Genomic DNA, 17,077 nt, shown 5'->3' with positions numbered 1-17,077 from the left:
CCGTGGCGCGCCGCAACGTCGCCACCTACAAGCTGGAACAGCGCGTCACGCTGATCGAGTCGGACCTGTACCAGAACGTCCCGCAGAAAAAGTATGACCTCATCATCAGCAATCCGCCGTACGTCAATTCGACCTCGATGGGCAAGCTGCCGCAGGAATATCTGGCCGAGCCGCGCATCGCCCTCGATGGCGGCGACGACGGCATGGACCTGGTGCGCAAGATCGTCGCCGGCGCCGCCGAGCGCCTCACCGACGATGGTATCCTGATCGTTGAAATCGGCAATGAGCGCGAGTTCGCCGAAGCCGCTTTCGGCGCGCTGGGCCTAACCTGGCTGACCACCAGCGCCGGCGACGATATGGTGTTCCTGCTGACGGCGGATCAACTCAAGCTGTAATCGGCCGAACACAAGTAAACCATAGCGGGGTCGGGTTCCGGTTTCGAGCGATGCATTCGAAACCGGGACCCGACCCCGACTCACCGCCGCAGGACCGCACGGTGTCACTACCTCAAAGAAGAACATGATACGTTTTATTCAAGTAAGCCTGATGCGCGGCATAAAGCCGTTGCTGGAACAAGTCGACATCACCCTCAACCCGGGCGACAAGATCGGTCTGATCGGCGCCAACGGCGCCGGCAAATCGAGCTTGTTCGCCATGCTGCGCGGCGAGCTGCATCCGGACCAGGGCGAGATCGACTTCCCCGCCAAATGGCGCATGGCTTACGTGGCCCAGGAGACGCCGCCGCTGGAACGCGCGGCGCTCGATTACGCCATCGACGGCGACATCACGCTGCGCAAGCTGGAAGAGGAACTGGCGCGCCTTGAAAGCGAGCCGGCCACCACCGAAAACGGTATCGCCATCGGCGAAATCTACAGCGCCCTGGCCGACGCCGACGCCTACACCGTGCAGTCGCGCGGCGAGCAGCTGTTGCTGGGCCTGGGCTTTTCGCTGGACCAGATGCAGCAGCCGGTGGCCAGCTTCTCCGGCGGCTGGCGCATGCGTTTGAATCTGGCGCAGGCGCTGATGTGCCCTTCCGACCTGCTGCTGCTCGATGAGCCGACCAACCACTTGGATCTGGACGCCATCATCTGGCTGGAAGACTGGCTGAAACGCTATCCGGGCACGCTCATCATCATTTCGCACGACAGGGACTTCCTCGATGAAGTGGTGAACGTGGTCGCCCACATCGACGAGCGCAAGCTGAAACGCTACTCCGGCAACTATTCGAGCTTCGAGCGCCAACGCGCGGCGCAGATGATACTGGCCGCCGGCGCGCTGGAAAAGCAGACCCGCAAACGGGCCCACCTGGAATCGTTCGTCAACCGCTTCAAGGCGCAGGCCTCGAAGGCGCGCCAGGCGCAGAGCCGCATGAAGGCGCTGGCCAAGATGGAAGAACTGGCGCCGCTGCGCGCCGCCGCCGAATTCTCCTTCGAATTCCGCGAGCCGCTGAGCGCTCCGAATCCGCTGCTGGTGATGGAGGACGTCAACGCCGGCTACCGCATCGAAGACGAGGCGACCGGCGCCATCACCACCAAGAGCATCGTCAACGACATCAATTTCTCGCTGCAGATCGGCCAGCGTATCGGCCTGCTGGGCGTGAACGGCGCCGGCAAGTCGACGCTCATCAAGACCATCGCCGGCGAGTTGATGCCGCTGACCGGCGACGCCACGCTCGGCAAGGGCCTCAACATCGGCTACTTCGCCCAGCACCAGGTGGAGATGCTGCGCCACGACGAATCGCCGCTGTGGCACCTGGCCAAGATCGCGCCGACCGTGCGCGAACAAGAGCTGCGCAACTTCCTGGGCGGCTTCAACTTCCCCGGGACCATGGTCACCAGCTCGATCCGGCCGTTCTCCGGCGGCGAAAAGGCGCGCCTGGCGCTGGCGCTGATCGTGTGGCAGCGCCCCAACCTGCTGCTGCTCGATGAGCCGACCAATCACCTGGACCTGGAAACGCGCGAGGCGCTGACCGAGGCGCTGGCCCAGTTCGAGGGCACGCTGGTGGTGGTCTCGCACGACAGGCATCTGCTGCGCGCCACCACCGACCAGTTCATCATCGTCGCCGACGGCAAGCTGCAACCGTTCGACGGTGACCTGGACGATTACAAGGACTGGCTGTTCCAGACCAAACTGGGCAAGGGCACCAGCGTGCTGCCGGCCGCCGGCAAGGACAACAAGACCGACTTCCCGGTCGCGTCGCCGGTCGCTACGACCGCCACCGCCGCCGCCGCGCCGTCCGTCAACACCAAGGACCAGAAGCGCCAGGCCGCCGAAGACCGCCAGCGCCTGGCCACGCTGCGCAAGCCGCTGGAACAAAAGGTCAAGCGCCTCGACGAGCAGATCGCCAAGCGCAACGGGCAGAAAACGGAAGTCGATGGGAAGCTGGGCGAGTCGACCATCTACGACGCGGCCAACAAGGCCAAGCTGAAGCAGCTGCTGGCCGACCAGGCCTTCTTCACCAAGGACCTGGCGCAGCTCGAGAGCGAATGGCTGGAGTTGCAGGAGCAGCTGGAAGCGCTGGTGTAAGCGTCCGGCGCGGCCGCGCGTTCACGCGGCCTGGCGGCTGCCGATGGCGATTTTACGGATCGACATCAGGCGGTCGATGTCGATCACGATCAGGCGGCGGCCGTGCACTTCGCCCAGGCCGAGCAGATAGTCGACCGCCTCGCCGGCGCCGGCGCCCGGTATCGGCACGATCTGTTCCGGCGCCAGCGTGACGATGTCGGTCACGTCGTCGACCACCATGCCCATCACGCAGGTCGACAGCTTGAGGATGATGACGTCGGTGCGCGGATCGTGCCGCGGCGCGCGCGATCCGAAGGCGATGCGCATGTCGACGATGGGCATGATGACGCCGCGCGACAGCGCCACGCCGCTGAGGATTTCGCCGTCCGAGGCGAAGCGCTCCAGCGCCTGCAAGGGCCGCAACTCCTGTACCTTGCTGAAGTCGAGCGCATACTCCAAACCGCCGAGGTGGAACGTCAGGTACTGCATGGCGCCGTCGCCGCCGGAGCCTTGGCGGTTGCGTTCGATGGCGGCGGCGGTGACGCAATACTGGCCGAGAGTCGTAGTCGAGGATTGCATGATGATCCTTTCTTGCGGGGAGGTGCTGCGCCGGTGGCCGCCGGACCATCGCCACGGCGGCGGCCCATGCAAGCCCGGTGACAGGCATGTGCCATCCTAACCGGCCGCGGTCCGCTGGTCGTTGATAGGTGTCAACATTTCCGGCCAGACAGTCAGCCGTAACCCCTTGACAACTTTTTCCGGCAAACGCGCTACAATAGACGGGCCGCGTGCGGCGATTCCGTTCCCCATGATGAAGGTTGGTGTAGATGATCCATTGGCTCAAGCGTTTACTTTCCACGCCGGCAGCCGCGCCGCTGGGCAGCGGCCACACCGGCGCCGCGCAGTCGGCCGCACCGGCCGCCGCGCCGCACCGCGCCGCCGCGCCGGCCGCGGACGGCCCCTCCTTCGAGCAAAAACAGCGCGTCGAGAGCGCCTATTACCGCTGGCTGTTCGCCACCCCGGACACGGCCAGCCACGGCATCAGCCCGGACGAGTCGCGCGTGCTCGACTCCCTGTCCATCCTCGTCGAATCGGGCCAGTCCGGCGCCGCGCTGGTGCGCCGCATGCCGGGCCTGATCCCGCAAGTGCTGCAAAGCCTGCGCAGCGAGAGTTTTTCCGGCGCCGAAATCGCGCGCAAGATTTCGGCCGACATGGTGCTGGTGGCGGCCGTGATCCGGCTCGCCAACAACACGCGCCAGTCCGGCGCCACCCGCATCACCAGCGTCGAACACGCCATCATCGTCATCGGCCAGAACGGCCTGCGCCAGTTGATTACCGCCGTGGCCCTGTGGCCCATCGCCGACCTGAAATCGGGCCCCTACACCCGCCAGCTGGCGCCGCGCCTGTGGGAGCAGGCCGAGTGCTGCGGCCTGGCCAGCCGCATGATGGCGGCGCCGCCCGAGACGGTGCCGATGGAAGCCTTCCTGGCCGGCCTGATCCAGTACGTCGGCCTGCTGGTGTCGCTGCGCATCATGGACCAGGCCGGCGCCACCGAGAAAATGGGCTCGCCGCTGTTCTGCCTCAACCTGCTGCGCCTGGCGCGCCGCCTGTCCTGCCGCATCGCCCAGGACTGGGACTTCTCGCCCTCGGTCATGCGGGCCATCGAAGAACAGCAGCGGCGCCGCAGCGACACCACCTCGGCCGGCGGCGTGCTGCTGGGCCTGGCGGACTATCTGAGCAAGACCAAGATCCTGGCCGACCACGGCCTGCTCGACGAGACCGACAGCTCGCTGTTCGACGGCCTGGCGCCGGCGGCCGTGGCCTGCTACGCCAACCTGGGCCCGGCCGACGACCGCGCGGCGGCGCTGTGATGGACGCCGCGCTGCCGCTGGCGGGCATCCGCGTGCTCGACCTGACCCGGCTGCTGCCCGGCCCCGCCGCCACCATGCACCTGGCCGACATGGGCGCCCACGTCATCAAGATCGAAGACCCCGGCGCCGGCGACTACGCCCGCGCCATGGGACCGGTGCGCAAGGAAGTGTCGCAATTCTTCGTCGCCGTGAATCGGGGTAAACAGTTTATACGCTTAGACCTGAAGGACGCGGCCCAGCGCGAACAGCTGCTGGCGATGGTGGAGCAGGCCGACGTGCTGGTCGAAAGCTTCCGCCCCGGCGTGATGGAGAAACTGGGACTGGACTGGCCGCGGCTGCGCCAGCGCAATCCCAAGCTGGTGATGTGCTCCATCTCCGGCTATGGCCAGGACGGCCCCTACGCGCAGCTGGCCGGCCACGACATCAACTACATCGGCTACGCCGGCATGCTCGAACAAAGCGCCGGCGCCGACGGCGTGCCGGTGCTGTCGAATCTACAGGTCGGCGACCTGCTGGGCGGCGCCCAGAGCGCGCTGCAAGGCATGCTGGCGGCGCTGGTGGCCGTCAAGATGGGCGGCGCCGGCCGCCACGTCGACGTTTCGATGACGGACGCCGTGCTGGCCCATAACGTGATGCCGCTGGTGGCCATCAACGACGGCCGCGCGGCCGTGCCGGGACGCGCACTGCTGACCGGCGGCGTCCCCTGCTACAACGTCTACCGCACCAGCGACGGCCGCCACATGGCCGTCGGCGCGCTGGAACTCAAATTCTGGCGCGCCTGCTGCGACGTGCTCGAACGGCCCGATCTGAAACCGCGCCACTGGCAGCTGGGCCAGGAAATCGGCGGCGCCGACGCGCTGGCGCTGAAGGCGGAACTCGACGCCATCTTCGGCGCGCGCACGCTGGCCGAGTGGAGCGCGCTGTTCGAGCCGGCCGACTGCTGCGTCACGCCGGTGCTGCGCACGGCCGAAGCGCTCGAGCATCCGCTGTTCAAGGCGCGCGCCATGACCGGCCAGCGCCGCCACGACACCGAGGGCTGGCACTGGGCCGTCGCGCAGCCAGTCAAGTTCGCGCTGTGATGGTCAGCATCGATCCGGCCCAAGTCGAGTTCAACGCGATCCGCGCGCAGGGACCGGGCGGCCAGAACGTCAACAAGGTATCGAGCGCGGTGCACCTGCGCTTCGACATCGCCAACTCCTCGCTGCCGGAGCACATCAAGGAGCGCCTGCTGGCCCTGCGCGACCAGCGCATCACCAAGGATGGCGTGGTGGTGCTGAAGGCGCAGCAGTCGCGCAGCCAGGAAGCGAACAAGGAGGAGGCCTTGCGGCGTTTGCAGGAACTGGTCGACGGCGTGGCCGTGCTGCCGGCCGTGCGGCGCGCCACGCGGCCGACCCGCAGCTCGCAGCGCAAGCGCCTCGACGGCAAGGCCAAGGACGGCGAACGCAAACAGCTGCGCGGCAAGGTCAGTCTGTGATGCGCGTGGATGCGCGGCGGCTAGTTAAGCCGGTTTTAAGGATGGCCTTATAAGATATGCGGGTCAAACATGCTTTCTCCATGAATGACTCAAAGCCCCGACCGGCCTCAACCCGGATCGGGGCTTTGTCTTGTGCGGGACGAAAACTGCGCTGCAGCGCGCCTAGTCTTCCATGGCCCAGTCGATGGCGCCGCTGCTGTCGGAAAAAATCGCCGTCAGGCCGGACTTGGCGGCGCGCAGCTTGGCCTTGATTTCTTTCGGCGTGCGCTCGTAGGCCGGTCCGAGGTCGGGATTGAAGGCCATGGGCCGCAGCAGCGTCTCGCCGGTCACCATCTGCACCGCGCAGCGCGACGCGCCGATCACCGCCATCTTCTGGCGCCGCACCAGCGCGATCTGCTCCTGCGTCTGCGCGCCCTGCGCCTGCGCCGCCTTCCACACCAGCGACAGCTTGGCGACCGCCTTCAGCGACGGCCCGACCTTCTCCGCCATCTTGTGGAACAGCGGTTCCTGCTCCGCCGTCAGCACCACCTCGCGCTTGCGCACGCGCGTGGCCAGCGTCAGATAGCTGCGCACATCCTGTTCGCTGGTGAGGTTGTCGATCTCCTGTTTGTGCGCCAGTGCCGCCGTCTCGAAACGCGACAGCTCGACATCGAGTTCGGCCAGGCGCTTGTCGTACTTCGACGTGTCCGGCATCAGCGCGAACAGCAGCATCTCGGTCTGCCGGCGCGGACCGGCGCTGCCGATTTCCATGGTGCGGGCGGCGATGGCGCAACCCTCGGCGACCTTGATGATCACTTCATCGGCGATGATTTCGCAGTTGCTCGCCTCACCGATCACGACGCGCGTGCCGGAGATGATGCAGCTTTCGGCGCGGGCCAGCACGATCTCGCCCTTTTTCGTTTGCAGCACCGCGCCCGAGGCCACGCCCTTGACGCGGATGGCGCCGCCGGCGTTGGTGGCGCTGCCGCCCATCAGGTTGCGACTGAGGACGATGTCGCCGCCGCGCGAATTGATATGGCCGAAGACGTCGCCGTGGATGGTGATGTCGCCGCCCTCGACGACGCGCTGCTCCTGCACTTCGCCGAATTCCTCGTACTCGCCGTTCAGTTGCAGGTTGCCGGTGGTGCGCACGCTGACGCCTTCGCGGCTGACGATTTTCGGGCCGATGGAAATGCGCTTGCTGGCCGCGTCCACGTTCAAAAAACCGTCGACGGCCGAGACCAGATAGTCGCCCTCGGCGAAGTGCTGCACCACGGTGCCGGCGCCGGCCACGCTGGCCAGTTCGATGTCCTTGGGGATGGGCGGTTCGAGCACGATGCCCGACAATTCGAAGCCGCGCACGCCCGGCGCGCGCGGCAGCTTGCGCAGCAGCTTGACGTGCGGCTTGACCTGCGGGAAGCGGTTCTGGAAGGTGTTCCAATCGAGCCGGCCGTCGGCCAGTTCGCGCGGCGCGTTGCTGCGGTGGATGTCGCGCGACACTTCGACGATGCAGGCGTCGCGCCCCGGCATGGCGGCCAGGCGGCGCGCCACCACCAGGCGCGCCGGCCGCGCGGCGGCGATGGTGGCGCGCACCACCGGCGCGTCGATGCCGAAGCGTATGCCCTTGACCCACATGTCGGCGACGAATTCGTCGAAACTCAGTTTGGCCGGCTGCGGCGGCAAATCGGCGACCTCGAAATAGGTCGGCTCGAAATAGTATTCGGCTTCGCCGTTGACGATCTTGACCGATTTGTACAGGCCGCGCCGCAGCGCCACGAAGGGCGCGATGGCGTCGGCGAAGCGCAGCAGCGGCTGCGCTTTCTGCGCCTCGGACAGCTCGGCGCCGGCGTTGTACAAGACCTTGATGAAGACCGCGTAATCGAGCCCGGTGAAAAACGCGCTCGATAAGTACACCTGGTTGACGGCGGCCTGGCAAGCCGTGGCCGTGGCCGACGCCTGGAAGTAAACGCCGTCGCCGCGTTTGACGATGGCCGATGGCAGATCGTCATCCGGGATGGACGCAGCGGGCACGGCTTGAGGATCTTGCTCCATCTTGAATTAGTCGGCGCGGCGACCGTCACGCCGGCCTGCGCCTTATGTAATATTTTTCGTAGAGTAACATGATCTACCGTCAAAAAGACAGCCGTCGCGGGCGCGCGCGCGTTTTGCGGTGTGCGCTGGGTGCCCGATTGGTGATCGCGCCGTCTTCGCGTGAAGATCGCGCGGCGGCAGCGGCGGGCGCTTGCGGACGGGCGCGGCCACCGGCGGCCGGTTCAGGCGCTGCGCCCCGGATCCAGATGCCAGTCGAAGGAACCGGTGGCGCCGTCGAACAGCGGCGCGCCCTCGCCGCCGCCGCGCAGGCGCAGCCGGATGTCGCGCGGCGCCAGCCGGTACAGCGCGGCGGCACCGTCGTCCGGCAGCGCCATGGTGCGCACCCGCGTGTCGCCGTCGACGCGCTCGATGCCGCAGTGGGCGCGGCCGCCGGCTTCCCGGCGCTGCTCCATCAGGCGCGCGACCTGCTGCAACAGCAAGGTGTGGCGGGTCTGCCCCACCCGCAGCTGCTCGTTGAGCAGTTTCAGCGCCTGCAAATCGGGGCCGACCGCCGCCGCGATCTTCTTCAGGTGCTGGCCCTGCTGCGCCGTCAGCAGCAGCTCCTGCGTGCGCAGCTTGGCGGCCAGCGCCAGATAGCGCCGCAAGTCCGGCCGCCCGGCCACCTGCTCCGTCTCGCGCTGGCAGGCCGCGTTCAGCGCCTGCTGGGCGTCGGCCTGCCGCTGAAGGTCGGCGATGTCGCGCCCGAACTGGCCGACGTCGCGCACCAGCATCCACACCAGCATCTCGCTGTTTTTGCGCGGACCGCAAGTCTCCATCTCGACGCTGCGGGCGGCCAGCGCGCAGCCCTCGGCCAGGCCGATGCGGATGGTGTCGGCGACGATCTCGCAATTGGAGGCGTGCTCGATGACGACCACGGTGGCGGCGATGACGCAGTTTTCGGCGCGCGCCACCGTCACCGTGCCGTCGCGCGAGGCGATCGTCGCGGCGGAGGCGACGCCGGCCACGCTGATGTCGCCGGCCGCGTTGGCGATGGTGCCGCCGACCAGGTTGCGGCCCAGGACCACGGCGCCGCCGCGCGACTGGATGTGGCCATAGACGTCGCCGTGCACGGTGATGTCGCCGCCGACCACGTCGCGCAATTCCTGCACGTCGCCGAATTCCTCGTAGGCGCCGGCCAGCTCCAGGTTGCCGGTGGTGCGGCCGCTCACGCCTTCGGTGCTGACGATTTTATCGGTGACGGAAATGCGGCTGGACTTGGCGTCGACGTTGAGAAAGCCGTCGAGCGTGGCGACCAGGAACTCCTCGTCGCCGTGGCGTTCGACGGCGGTGCCGGCGCCGGCCCAGTGGCCGAGCTCCAGGTCTTTGGACGGCGCGGCCGGCAGCGGCCGGCCCGCCAGATCGACGCCGGGATGGCCGGCCAGCGGCGGCTGTTTCTTCAGCAGCCGCAAGCCCTGCTTGATCTGCGGAAAGCGGTTCTGGAAACTGAGCAGGTCGATGCGGCCGTCGGCGCGGGCGCGCGGCGCGTCGCTGCGGTGCAGGTCTGGCGTCACCTCGACCACCTGCGCGTCGACGCCGGGCGTGGGGTCGAGCTGGCGCGCCACCGTGATGCGCTCGGACTTGCCGCCGGCGATCGCGGCCCGCACCGCCGCCATGTCGACGCCGAAGCGTACGCCCTGGTTCCACAGCTCGGCGACCAGTTCATCGGCGTCGAGCTGCAAGGGGCGCTCCGGGACCACGGTGCCGTCGGGCAGGACCTCCTCGTCCGTGTACAGCAGCTGGAAAAAATATTCGGCGCTGTCGCGCCGCAGCTTGATGTTTTTATACAGCGCGCGCCGTTGCGGCGCCAGCGGCAGCACCTGGGACGCCAGCCGTGTCAGACCGTTCAGCTCCGCTGGCGCGCCGACGCCATACAACGCCCGCATCAGCGCCACATAATCGAGCCCGGAAAAATAGGCGCCGCTGGCGTAGACGTGGTGCACGGCGGCCAGCGATTGCGCCGGCGGTGCGGCGGCGTCGACATAGAGGCCGTCCTCGCGGCGCAGCACGCCCGATGGCAACGTGGACGCGGCCGCCGCCGCGGCCGCGGCCGGCGCGGCGGACGGGGATTCGATGCCGGAAATGTCGGATGACAAGAATTCCTCCACGCGGGAAGCACAAGCTGGCCTAGCTGCGCCACGGACGAGTGGCGGCCCACGGCCGCGCGTGAGGGTGTGACCGTCTTACGTGTAAATAATTAATATTACACGCTGGCTAGCGAAATACGGAAAAAAGTTGATATAAAGATAGGCGGATTTTGCCCGCTTTTTGTGCGCCGTCAATGCCGCGGCGGATAGGCGTAGATGTCCTGGCCCGCTTCGTTGATCTGGCGCCGCAGGTCGCGCCGTTCGTCCGCCGTCAGCCGCATGCGGCGGCCGGTCTCGGCGTTGCGGCTGGCATCTTGCATGGCGCGGCGCTGCTCTTCGGCGCGGGCCTCGAAAGAACGCGGATCGGGCGCGCGCTGATCGGGGCCGCGCTGCTGCGGCGCGGCCCCGGCCGGGCCGGCGTTTTGCTGGCGCTCGGCCACGCGCTCGGCGTGGATCGCTTCGCGCTGGGCGTGAACTTCTTCCTTGCGTTGCACGGCGCGTTCCCCGCCGTCATGCTCGCCGGGACCGGCACAGGCGCCAGCCATCGCGCCCAACAGCGTGCAGCACACCACGAACGAACCGACAGCCGAGCGCACGCCCGAAGCTGCGCTGCCTGTCACGTGGTTTTTTTTGTGCCCGATGTTGACCATAATGTGCTTCATCCCTAAATCCCGGTAAAACAAATGCCTGAAACGACCTATGCCCAGAGTGTATGATGCTTTACCCGGGTGAGTAAGGGCAATTGGGTAAAGTTTGTAACAGTGTGTAATGGGTCGCCACGGACGTTTTCGCGCGACGATTATGACGTTACCATAGCACCATGAATATGACAAATCTGACAGCGATATGACGACGACAACGACTGAATCTGGCAACACTTCCGGCAACCCGACCGCCAACCTGCATGGCCACCAGGCAAAGATCATGGTAGTCGACGACGACGTCCGGCTGCGCGACCTGCTGCGCCGCTACCTGACCGAGCAAGGCTTCAACGTGGTCACGGCCGAAAACGCGACGGCCATGAACAAGCTGTGGCTGCGCGAGCGCTACGACCTGCTGGTGCTGGACCTGATGCTGCCCGGCGAGGACGGCCTGTCGATCTGCCGCCGCCTGCGCGGCGCCGGCGACCAGACCCCCATCATCATGCTGACGGCCAAGGGCGAAGACGTCGACCGCATCGTCGGCCTCGAAATGGGCGCCGACGATTATCTGCCGAAACCGTTCAACCCGCGCGAGCTGGTGGCCCGCATCGGCGCCGTGCTGCGCCGCAAAGGCCCGGACGAGATTCCCGGCGCGCCGTCGGAGACGCCGCAATCGTTCGAGTTCGGCCAGTTCGTGCTCGACCTGGGCACCCGCACGCTGAAGAAAAACGGCGAAACGGTGCCGCTGACGACCGGCGAATTCTCGGTCCTCAAAGTGTTCGCGCGCCACGCGCGCCAGCCGCTGTCGCGCGAAAAGCTGATGGAGCTGGCGCGCGGCCGCGAATACGAGGTGTTCGACCGCAGCCTGGACGTGCAGATTTCGCGCCTGCGCAAGCTGATCGAACCCGATCCGTCCAGCCCCCTCTACATACAAACCGTGTGGGGCCTGGGCTACGTCTTCATCCCGGAGGGGCAGCCACGCTGACCGGCGGCCCGCGATGTTCGCGTCTTATTTTTCCCGCGTGCGCTGGCTGCGTAGTGGCCTGTTCTGGCGCACCTTCTTCCTGCTCGGCGCGTTGACGACGATGAGCATGTCGGCCTGGGTCGGCATGATCAGCATCGTCGAGCGCGAGCCGCAGGCGCAGCAGATTTCGGCCCAGGTGATTTCGGTCGTCACCATCACCCACGCCGCGCTCACGCATTCGGCGCCCGAGCTGCGGCGCGAACTGCTGTTCGACCTGGTGTCCAACGAAGGTATACGCGTGTTTCCGCTGGAGGACGACGACAAGGTCGAGCCGCCGGCCAAGAACGCGCTGATGCCCGACATCGAACGGCTGGTCAAGGCCAAGCTCGGGCCGCAGACGCGCTTCTCGTCCGAAGTCAATGGCGTGGCCGGCTTCTGGATCAGCTTCAATATCGACGGCGACCAATACTGGCTGATGCTGGAACGCGAGCGCATACGCGGCCTGACCGGCGTGCAGTGGCTGGGCTGGGCCAGCGTGGTGTCGCTGCTGTCGCTGGTCGGCGCGGCGCTCATTTCCAGCTTGATTAACCGCCCGCTGGCGCGCCTGACGGCCGCCGCGCGCCAGATCGCCGAAGGCAAACGGCCCGACCCGCTGCCCGAAAAAGGCCCGCGCGAAATCCTGCAGGCGAACCGCAGCTTCAACCAGATGGTCGACGACCTGCAACAGGTCGAGTCGGACCGCGCCGTGATTTTGGCCGGCATCTCGCACGACCTGCGCACGCCGCTCGCGCGCATGCAGCTGGAAGTGGAGTTGGCCCATTTGTCGGACGAGGCGCGAGTAGGCATACAGTCCGACATCGGCCAGATGGACGCCATCATCGGCCAGTTCCTCGACTACGCCAAGCCGACCGAGGCCGCCAGTTTCATCAACGTCGATCTCGGCGCGCTGCTGGCCGAAACGGCGCGCGAGGCCGAGCGCCTGGCCGACGTGCGCATCCACACCGACATCGCCGACCGGGCCCACGTGATGGGCAACGGCACCGACCTGAAACGCGTCATCAACAACTTGATCGAGAACGCGCGCCGCTACGGCAAAACGCCCGGCACCGACGTCACCGAGATCGACATCAAGTGCAGCGTCAAAGGCATGCACACGTCCAAGCGCGTCATCGTCGACATCGGCGACCATGGCGGCGGCGTGCCGGACGATAAACTGGGCGAGCTATTGAAACCGTTCACGCGGCTCGACACCGCGCGCGGCCAGGCCAACGGCGCCGGCCTCGGACTGGCTATCGTCGACCGCGTGCTGCTGCGCCACGGCGCCGAACTCCATGTCAGCAACCGCGATGGCGGCGGCCTGCAATTCCAGATCATCTTGCGCGCCGTCGCCTGAACCATCCCTCCTTGACCATGCCGATGCGCCCCGCCCTCCTGCCGCTGCTGCTGGCCGTCGCCGCCGGCGCGGCAGCACCAGCACCCGAAGCAGCCACCGAAACGCGCGCCGCCACCGCGCAGGAAATCGCGTCCTTCGACGCCTACCGCCGCGCGCTGCCCGCCGATCCCGCCGACGCCGCCGATGCAGACCATGCCGCGCCGCGATTCGACATCCAGCGCCAGCATCGCGCCCGCGCCTGGACCATCGCCGCCTACGTCGACGCGGCGCCGCTGCGCTCCTCGCCGGCGCTGTGCCGCATGCGCCGGCGCGCCTATGATTACTCCGCCGCCGCGCCCAAAGACCAGCGCTGGAGCGCGCGCCTGCCGGAGCAGCAGTTGGTCTGGCTCGCCAACGGCGCCGCCTGCGCCGCGCCGACGCAGCCGGTCGAACTGACGCGGCCCTTGCCGGACGCCGCCATCGTCGGCCTGCTGCGCCAGCATCCGGCGCTGATGCAGCGCGCGCGCCTGCTCCTGGCCGGGAACAGCGCATGCATCGGCCTGCGTTCGCTGCCCTTCCATCCGATCGCGCTCGGCCCGGCCGCGCCGGCGCCGGGCGCCGTCGCCATGTATAGCCTGACGTTCCAGAGCGACCGCGATAGCACGGCCCAGGTCACGGTGCGCAACAGCGGCGCGGAACTCAGCGCGTGGGGCGTCAGCTGCCGCGCGCATTGACAGCGCCGCCCATCCATGGGACGATCCTGCAGTTGTCGATTTAGTCACAACCCAGGAGCCCAGCCCATGCATCCTTCCCCACTGTCCGCCGTCTCCGCGCTCGCGCTTGCGCTGCTGGCGACGCCGTGCCGCGCCGACGATGCGGCGGCGGCCCACGCCATCGCCGCCGACGCCGCCAGCATCACCGGCAAGCTCGATGCCGACCATCCTTTGCTGACCGCCGGCGGCACCGCGCTGACCGCGCCGCGCGACTGGAGCGTGCGGCGCGCCGCCGGCATGCTGCTGCTCGACGCGCCCGAAACGGACAGCCACGTCGTCATCGTCGACCTGGCCGCCGGCGGCGCCGACAACGCCGCCGCCGCCATCGCGCAGGCCTGGGCCATCTACCGCCCCGCCGACCACCACATCTACCACCTGCTGACGGAACGGGCCGCGCACGAAGGCTGGGACGAACGCCGCGTCGCCGACTACGACATTCCGCCCAACGAGCGCGCCGTCATCGAAGCCATCGCCTCGCGCCATGGCGATGGCTGGAACGTGATCCTGGTCGATGCCGCCGAAGCCACCGCTTCCAAGCGGAACACGGCCATCTCCCTGATCGTCGACAGCGCGCGGCCGCCCGGCTACACGGCCGAAACCTTCGCCGGCCGCGCGCCGCATCCGCTGAGCCCCGAGCGCATCGAACAGCTGCGCGCCTTCGTGGCCGAATCGATGAAGCAGCTCGGCATCCCCGGCGCCGGCCTGGCGCTGATGGACCACAACCGCATCGTCTACGAAGGCGGCATCGGCGTGCGCGAACTGGGCAAGCCGGAAGCGGTCGACGCCGACACCCTGTTCATGGCCGCCTCCAACACCAAGGGCATGAGCACCCTGCTGCTGGCGACACTGGTCGACGACGGCAAACTGCGCTGGGACGAGCCGGCCATCGAGGCCTATCCCCGCTTCAAACTGGGCGACGCCGCCGTCACGCCCAAGGTGCAGATCCGCCACCTGGTGTGCGCCTGCACCGGCCTGCCGCGCCAGGACTTCGAGTGGCTGTTCAACTTCGGATCGGCCACGCCGGCCACCTCCTTCACGCTGCTGGCCGTGGCCAAACCGACCAGCGGCTTCGGCGAGGTTTTCCAATACAATAATCTGATGGCGTCGGCCGCCGGCTACATCGCCGCCGCGCAGATCTATCCGAAGATGGCGCTCGGGCCGGCCTACGACAAGGCCATGCGGACCCGCATCTTCGACCCGCTCGGCATGGACTCGACCACCTTCGACATGGCCGCCGCGCTGGCCGCCAACCACGCCAGCCCGCACGCCATGGACCTCGACGGCCAGGTGGCCGTGGCGCAGATGGCCAACAACTACAGCGTGCTGCCGTTCCGGCCCGCCGGCGGCGCGTGGACCTCGGCCCATGACCTGATCCGCTACGTGCAGCTCGAAGCGAACGGCGGCAAGCTGCCCGACGGCAGCCAGCTGGTCTCGGCCGAGAACCTGCTGCGGCGGCGCGCGCCCGGCGTCGCCTCCGGCCCACACGAGCATTACGGCATGGGCCTGGAAACCGGGGACCAGTGGGGCGTCAACGTGGTGCGCCACGGCGGCAGCCTGTTCGGCTACAAAAGCGACATCTACCTGCTGCCCGACGAGGGCATAGGCGCGGTCCTGCTGACCAATGCCGACGAAGGCCGGCCGCTGCTCGGGCCCTTTTTGCGGCGCCTGCTCGAACTGCTCTACGACGGCAAGCCGGAAGCGGCCGACGCGGTCCGCATCGCCGCCGCCAACGACGCCGCCGAACGCGCCAGCGACCGCGCCCTGCTGACGGCGCCGGCCAGCGCGGACTTGAGCGCGCAGCTGGCGCAGCGCTACCGCAGCGCCGAACTGGGCCAGCTGACGGTGCTGCATAAGGGGCGCGACACCATCTTCGACTTCGGCGCCTGGCAGTCGCCGGTCGGCTCGCGCCGCAACGCCGACGGCAGCATCTCCTTCATCACCACGCGCGCGGCCGTCGACGGCTTCGACTTCGTCGCCGCCACCGACGCCGGCGCCCGCGCCGGCAAAACCAAGGCCAAGCGCGCGCTGATCGTGCGCGACGGCCAGCACGAATACCGCTATATCGAGCAAGGAAAATAATGGATGCCTACACGCTGACCCTCGCCACCGGCATCGCCGCCGCCATCATGGCGATGACGATGGCGCTGCTGCACAACGCCAGCCCGCGTGAAACCTGCCTGCTCGACTGGGCCATGGTCGGCATCCTCAACGTCGCCTCCAACGGCGTGGCCATGCTGATGATGGCGCTGCACATCGACAGCTTCCTCATGCCCGCCCTCATCAACACGCTCTACATCGCCGGCCACTACGCCATCCTGGCCGGCCTGCGCCGCCATTTCGGCCTGGCGCCGCGCTGGCGTCCCGTGGCGCTGCTGGCGCTCGCCATCCTGGCCACGCACTTGTCGGGGTACGCGCAGGCGTCGGTCACGCACCGGCTGATGCTGTTCTACCCGGTCATCATCACCCTGAATATTTTCATCATCAAACTGCTGTGGCGCGCGCCGGACAACGAGGCCAGGCCGGCCTACCGCGCGCTGCTGGTGCTGGAATCGGCGTTCTTGCTGCAGACGGTGCTGCGCTTCGGCTTCATCCTGTTCGGCGACCCGTCGGCGCTGACGCCGGGCGGCAGCCAGTTCCTGCAGACTTCCGGCTCGCTGGCGACGTTCATCTTCCTGTCGGTGGCGACGATGAGCTGCGCCCTGATCGTGATCCGGCACCAGGAGGTGGCGCTGCGCCGGGCCTCGCTGACCGACAGCCTGACCGGCTGGCTCAATCGCCGCGCGCTGCAGGACATCGCCGAGCGCGAATTCCTGCGCTGCCGCCGCATCCGCGCCGGCATGTCGTTCATGATCTTCGACATCGACCACTTCAAGTCCGTCAACGACCGCCACGGCCACGCCATCGGCGACGCCGCGATCCGCCACGTGACCGACCTGGCGGCGCACGCGATGCGCGGCTACGATGGCCTGTTCCGCATCGGCGGCGAGGAATTCGCCGTCATCGTCGCCGGCGTCACGCTGGAAGAACTGCTGCTGATCGGCGAGCGCCTGCGCGCGCTGATCGCCGACCAGCCGCTGGTCATCGACGACAAGACCGGCCGCATCACCGTCGGCGTCACCGTCAGCGTCGGCCTGGCCACGCTGGAACACGGCGACGCCGGCTGGGAAAGCATCTTGCGCCGCGCCGACGACGCGCTGTACCGCGCCAAGAAAAATGGCCGCAACCAGGTCAATCTATACCACCACAGCCTGGCCGAAAACCCGGCCGAGCGCCGCCCCTTGCAGGCCGCCGCATGAGGTGACGGGATGGGATGCGCCGCGCCG

The 17,077-nt window shown here is 67.7% G+C and carries 14 protein-coding genes; 10 read left to right on the top strand and 4 right to left on the bottom strand.

Annotated features, from left to right (window positions below; genetic code table 11):
* Both Q0S71_RS20450 and Q0S71_RS20445 read left to right on the top strand, forming a co-directional pair.
* Nucleotides 1–395: methyltransferase (locus tag Q0S71_RS20450; protein WP_295999888.1), on the top strand; the 395-nt coding region annotated here is incomplete at its 5' end.
* Nucleotides 396–546: 151 nt separating this feature from the next.
* Nucleotides 547–2,526 carry an ATP-binding cassette domain-containing protein gene (locus tag Q0S71_RS20445; RefSeq protein WP_295999887.1) on the top strand — a complete coding sequence of 660 codons (1,980 nt, stop codon included), beginning with the start codon at nucleotides 547–549 and terminating at the stop codon, nucleotides 2,524–2,526.
* A gap of 21 nt (nucleotides 2,527–2,547) precedes the next feature.
* Here the strand turns inward: Q0S71_RS20445 and Q0S71_RS20440 are convergent, their stop codons facing one another.
* Complete coding sequence (locus Q0S71_RS20440) at nucleotides 2,548–2,994, bottom strand: chemotaxis protein CheW (protein ID WP_295999891.1); 447 nt, start codon at nucleotides 2,992–2,994, stop codon at nucleotides 2,548–2,550.
* Nucleotides 2,995–3,332: 338 nt separating this feature from the next.
* Between Q0S71_RS20440 and Q0S71_RS20435 the strand changes: the two genes are divergently transcribed.
* Genes Q0S71_RS20435 through arfB form a run of 3 tightly spaced genes read left to right on the top strand, consistent with a single transcriptional unit; the run spans nucleotide 3,333 to nucleotide 5,850 of the window.
* Entirely contained in the window at nucleotides 3,333–4,376 is a 1,044-nt protein-coding gene (locus Q0S71_RS20435; RefSeq protein ID WP_295999886.1) for an HDOD domain-containing protein, read from the top strand.
* Nucleotides 4,376–5,455 carry a CaiB/BaiF CoA-transferase family protein gene (locus Q0S71_RS20430; protein ID WP_295999885.1) on the top strand — a complete coding sequence of 360 codons (1,080 nt, stop codon included), beginning with the start codon at nucleotides 4,376–4,378 and terminating at the stop codon, nucleotides 5,453–5,455. The genes Q0S71_RS20435 and Q0S71_RS20430 overlap by 1 nt, the downstream gene beginning before the upstream one ends.
* Entirely contained in the window at nucleotides 5,455–5,850 is a 396-nt protein-coding gene (gene arfB / locus Q0S71_RS20425; protein ID WP_295999884.1) for an alternative ribosome rescue aminoacyl-tRNA hydrolase ArfB, read from the top strand. The genes Q0S71_RS20430 and arfB overlap by 1 nt, the downstream gene beginning before the upstream one ends.
* Nucleotides 5,851–6,012: 162 nt before the next feature.
* Here the strand turns inward: arfB and Q0S71_RS20420 are convergent, their stop codons facing one another.
* The 3 genes from Q0S71_RS20420 to Q0S71_RS20410 all read right to left on the bottom strand — a co-directional run bounded on the left by Q0S71_RS20420 (nucleotide 6,013) and on the right by Q0S71_RS20410 (nucleotide 10,666).
* Nucleotides 6,013–7,881, bottom strand: a complete 1,869-nt coding sequence (locus tag Q0S71_RS20420) for a flagellar assembly protein A (RefSeq protein ID WP_295999883.1) — start codon at nucleotides 7,879–7,881, stop codon at nucleotides 6,013–6,015.
* 221 nt (nucleotides 7,882–8,102) lie between these two features.
* Nucleotides 8,103–10,013, bottom strand: coding sequence for a flagellar assembly protein A (locus Q0S71_RS20415; protein ID WP_295999882.1), 1,911 nt, complete (start codon nucleotides 10,011–10,013; stop codon nucleotides 8,103–8,105).
* A gap of 182 nt (nucleotides 10,014–10,195) precedes the next feature.
* On the bottom strand, nucleotides 10,196–10,666 hold the full coding sequence (locus Q0S71_RS20410; protein ID WP_295999881.1) for a hypothetical protein: 471 nt from the start codon (nucleotides 10,664–10,666) through the stop codon (nucleotides 10,196–10,198).
* A gap of 262 nt (nucleotides 10,667–10,928) precedes the next feature.
* On the opposite strand from Q0S71_RS20410, the gene ompR reads away from it, so the two are divergent.
* From ompR to Q0S71_RS20385, 5 genes are all read left to right on the top strand, one after another.
* Nucleotides 10,929–11,630: a two-component system response regulator OmpR gene (ompR, locus tag Q0S71_RS20405; protein ID WP_295999880.1), complete on the top strand. Its 702-nt coding sequence runs from the start codon at nucleotides 10,929–10,931 to the stop codon at nucleotides 11,628–11,630.
* A 13-nt stretch (nucleotides 11,631–11,643) separates the two neighbouring features.
* The gene (locus Q0S71_RS20400) at nucleotides 11,644–13,002 is read left to right on the top strand and encodes a sensor histidine kinase (protein WP_295999879.1); all 1,359 of its coding nucleotides are present in this window, start codon (nucleotides 11,644–11,646) and stop codon (nucleotides 13,000–13,002) included.
* A gap of 23 nt (nucleotides 13,003–13,025) precedes the next feature.
* A complete protein-coding gene (locus Q0S71_RS20395) occupies nucleotides 13,026–13,715 on the top strand; it encodes a hypothetical protein (protein ID WP_295999878.1) in 690 nt (229 codons plus the stop codon).
* Between the two features lie 66 nt (nucleotides 13,716–13,781).
* Entirely contained in the window at nucleotides 13,782–15,833 is a 2,052-nt protein-coding gene (locus Q0S71_RS20390; protein ID WP_295999877.1) for a serine hydrolase, read from the top strand.
* Nucleotides 15,833–17,050, top strand: coding sequence for a diguanylate cyclase (locus tag Q0S71_RS20385; RefSeq protein WP_295999876.1), 1,218 nt, complete (start codon nucleotides 15,833–15,835; stop codon nucleotides 17,048–17,050). The genes Q0S71_RS20390 and Q0S71_RS20385 overlap by 1 nt, the downstream gene beginning before the upstream one ends.
* Nucleotides 17,051–17,077: the final 27 nt, after the last annotated feature.

This window comes from Rugamonas sp., assembly GCF_025354735.1.
Classification (GTDB): domain Bacteria; phylum Pseudomonadota; class Gammaproteobacteria; order Burkholderiales; family Burkholderiaceae_D; genus Rugamonas.
This window is presented reverse-complemented; position numbering and strand designations above follow the sequence as displayed.

What these genes read in the sequence shown, in the direction of transcription:
- Q0S71_RS20445 (WP_295999887.1), top strand. Translation starts at nt 547, where the DNA reads ATGCGCGGCATAAAGCCGTTGCTGGAACAAGTCGACATCACCCTCAAC.
- Q0S71_RS20440 (WP_295999891.1), bottom strand. Translation starts at nt 2,994, where the DNA reads ATGCAGTACCTGACGTTCCACCTCGGCGGTTTGGAGTATGCGCTCGAC.
- Q0S71_RS20435 (WP_295999886.1), top strand. Translation starts at nt 3,333, where the DNA reads ATGATCCATTGGCTCAAGCGTTTACTTTCCACGCCGGCAGCCGCGCCG.
- Q0S71_RS20430 (WP_295999885.1), top strand. Translation starts at nt 4,376, where the DNA reads ATGGACGCCGCGCTGCCGCTGGCGGGCATCCGCGTGCTCGACCTGACC.
- arfB (WP_295999884.1), top strand. Translation starts at nt 5,455, where the DNA reads ATGGTCAGCATCGATCCGGCCCAAGTCGAGTTCAACGCGATCCGCGCG.
- Q0S71_RS20420 (WP_295999883.1), bottom strand. Translation starts at nt 7,881, where the DNA reads ATGGAGCAAGATCCTCAAGCCGTGCCCGCTGCGTCCATCCCGGATGAC.
- Q0S71_RS20410 (WP_295999881.1), bottom strand. Translation starts at nt 10,666, where the DNA reads ATGAAGCACATTATGGTCAACATCGGGCACAAAAAAAACCACGTGACA.
- ompR (WP_295999880.1), top strand. Translation starts at nt 10,929, where the DNA reads ATGGTAGTCGACGACGACGTCCGGCTGCGCGACCTGCTGCGCCGCTAC.
- Q0S71_RS20400 (WP_295999879.1), top strand. Translation starts at nt 11,644, where the DNA reads ATGTTCGCGTCTTATTTTTCCCGCGTGCGCTGGCTGCGTAGTGGCCTG.
- Q0S71_RS20395 (WP_295999878.1), top strand. Translation starts at nt 13,026, where the DNA reads ATGCGCCCCGCCCTCCTGCCGCTGCTGCTGGCCGTCGCCGCCGGCGCG.
- Q0S71_RS20390 (WP_295999877.1), top strand. Translation starts at nt 13,782, where the DNA reads ATGCATCCTTCCCCACTGTCCGCCGTCTCCGCGCTCGCGCTTGCGCTG.
- Q0S71_RS20385 (WP_295999876.1), top strand. Translation starts at nt 15,833, where the DNA reads ATGGATGCCTACACGCTGACCCTCGCCACCGGCATCGCCGCCGCCATC.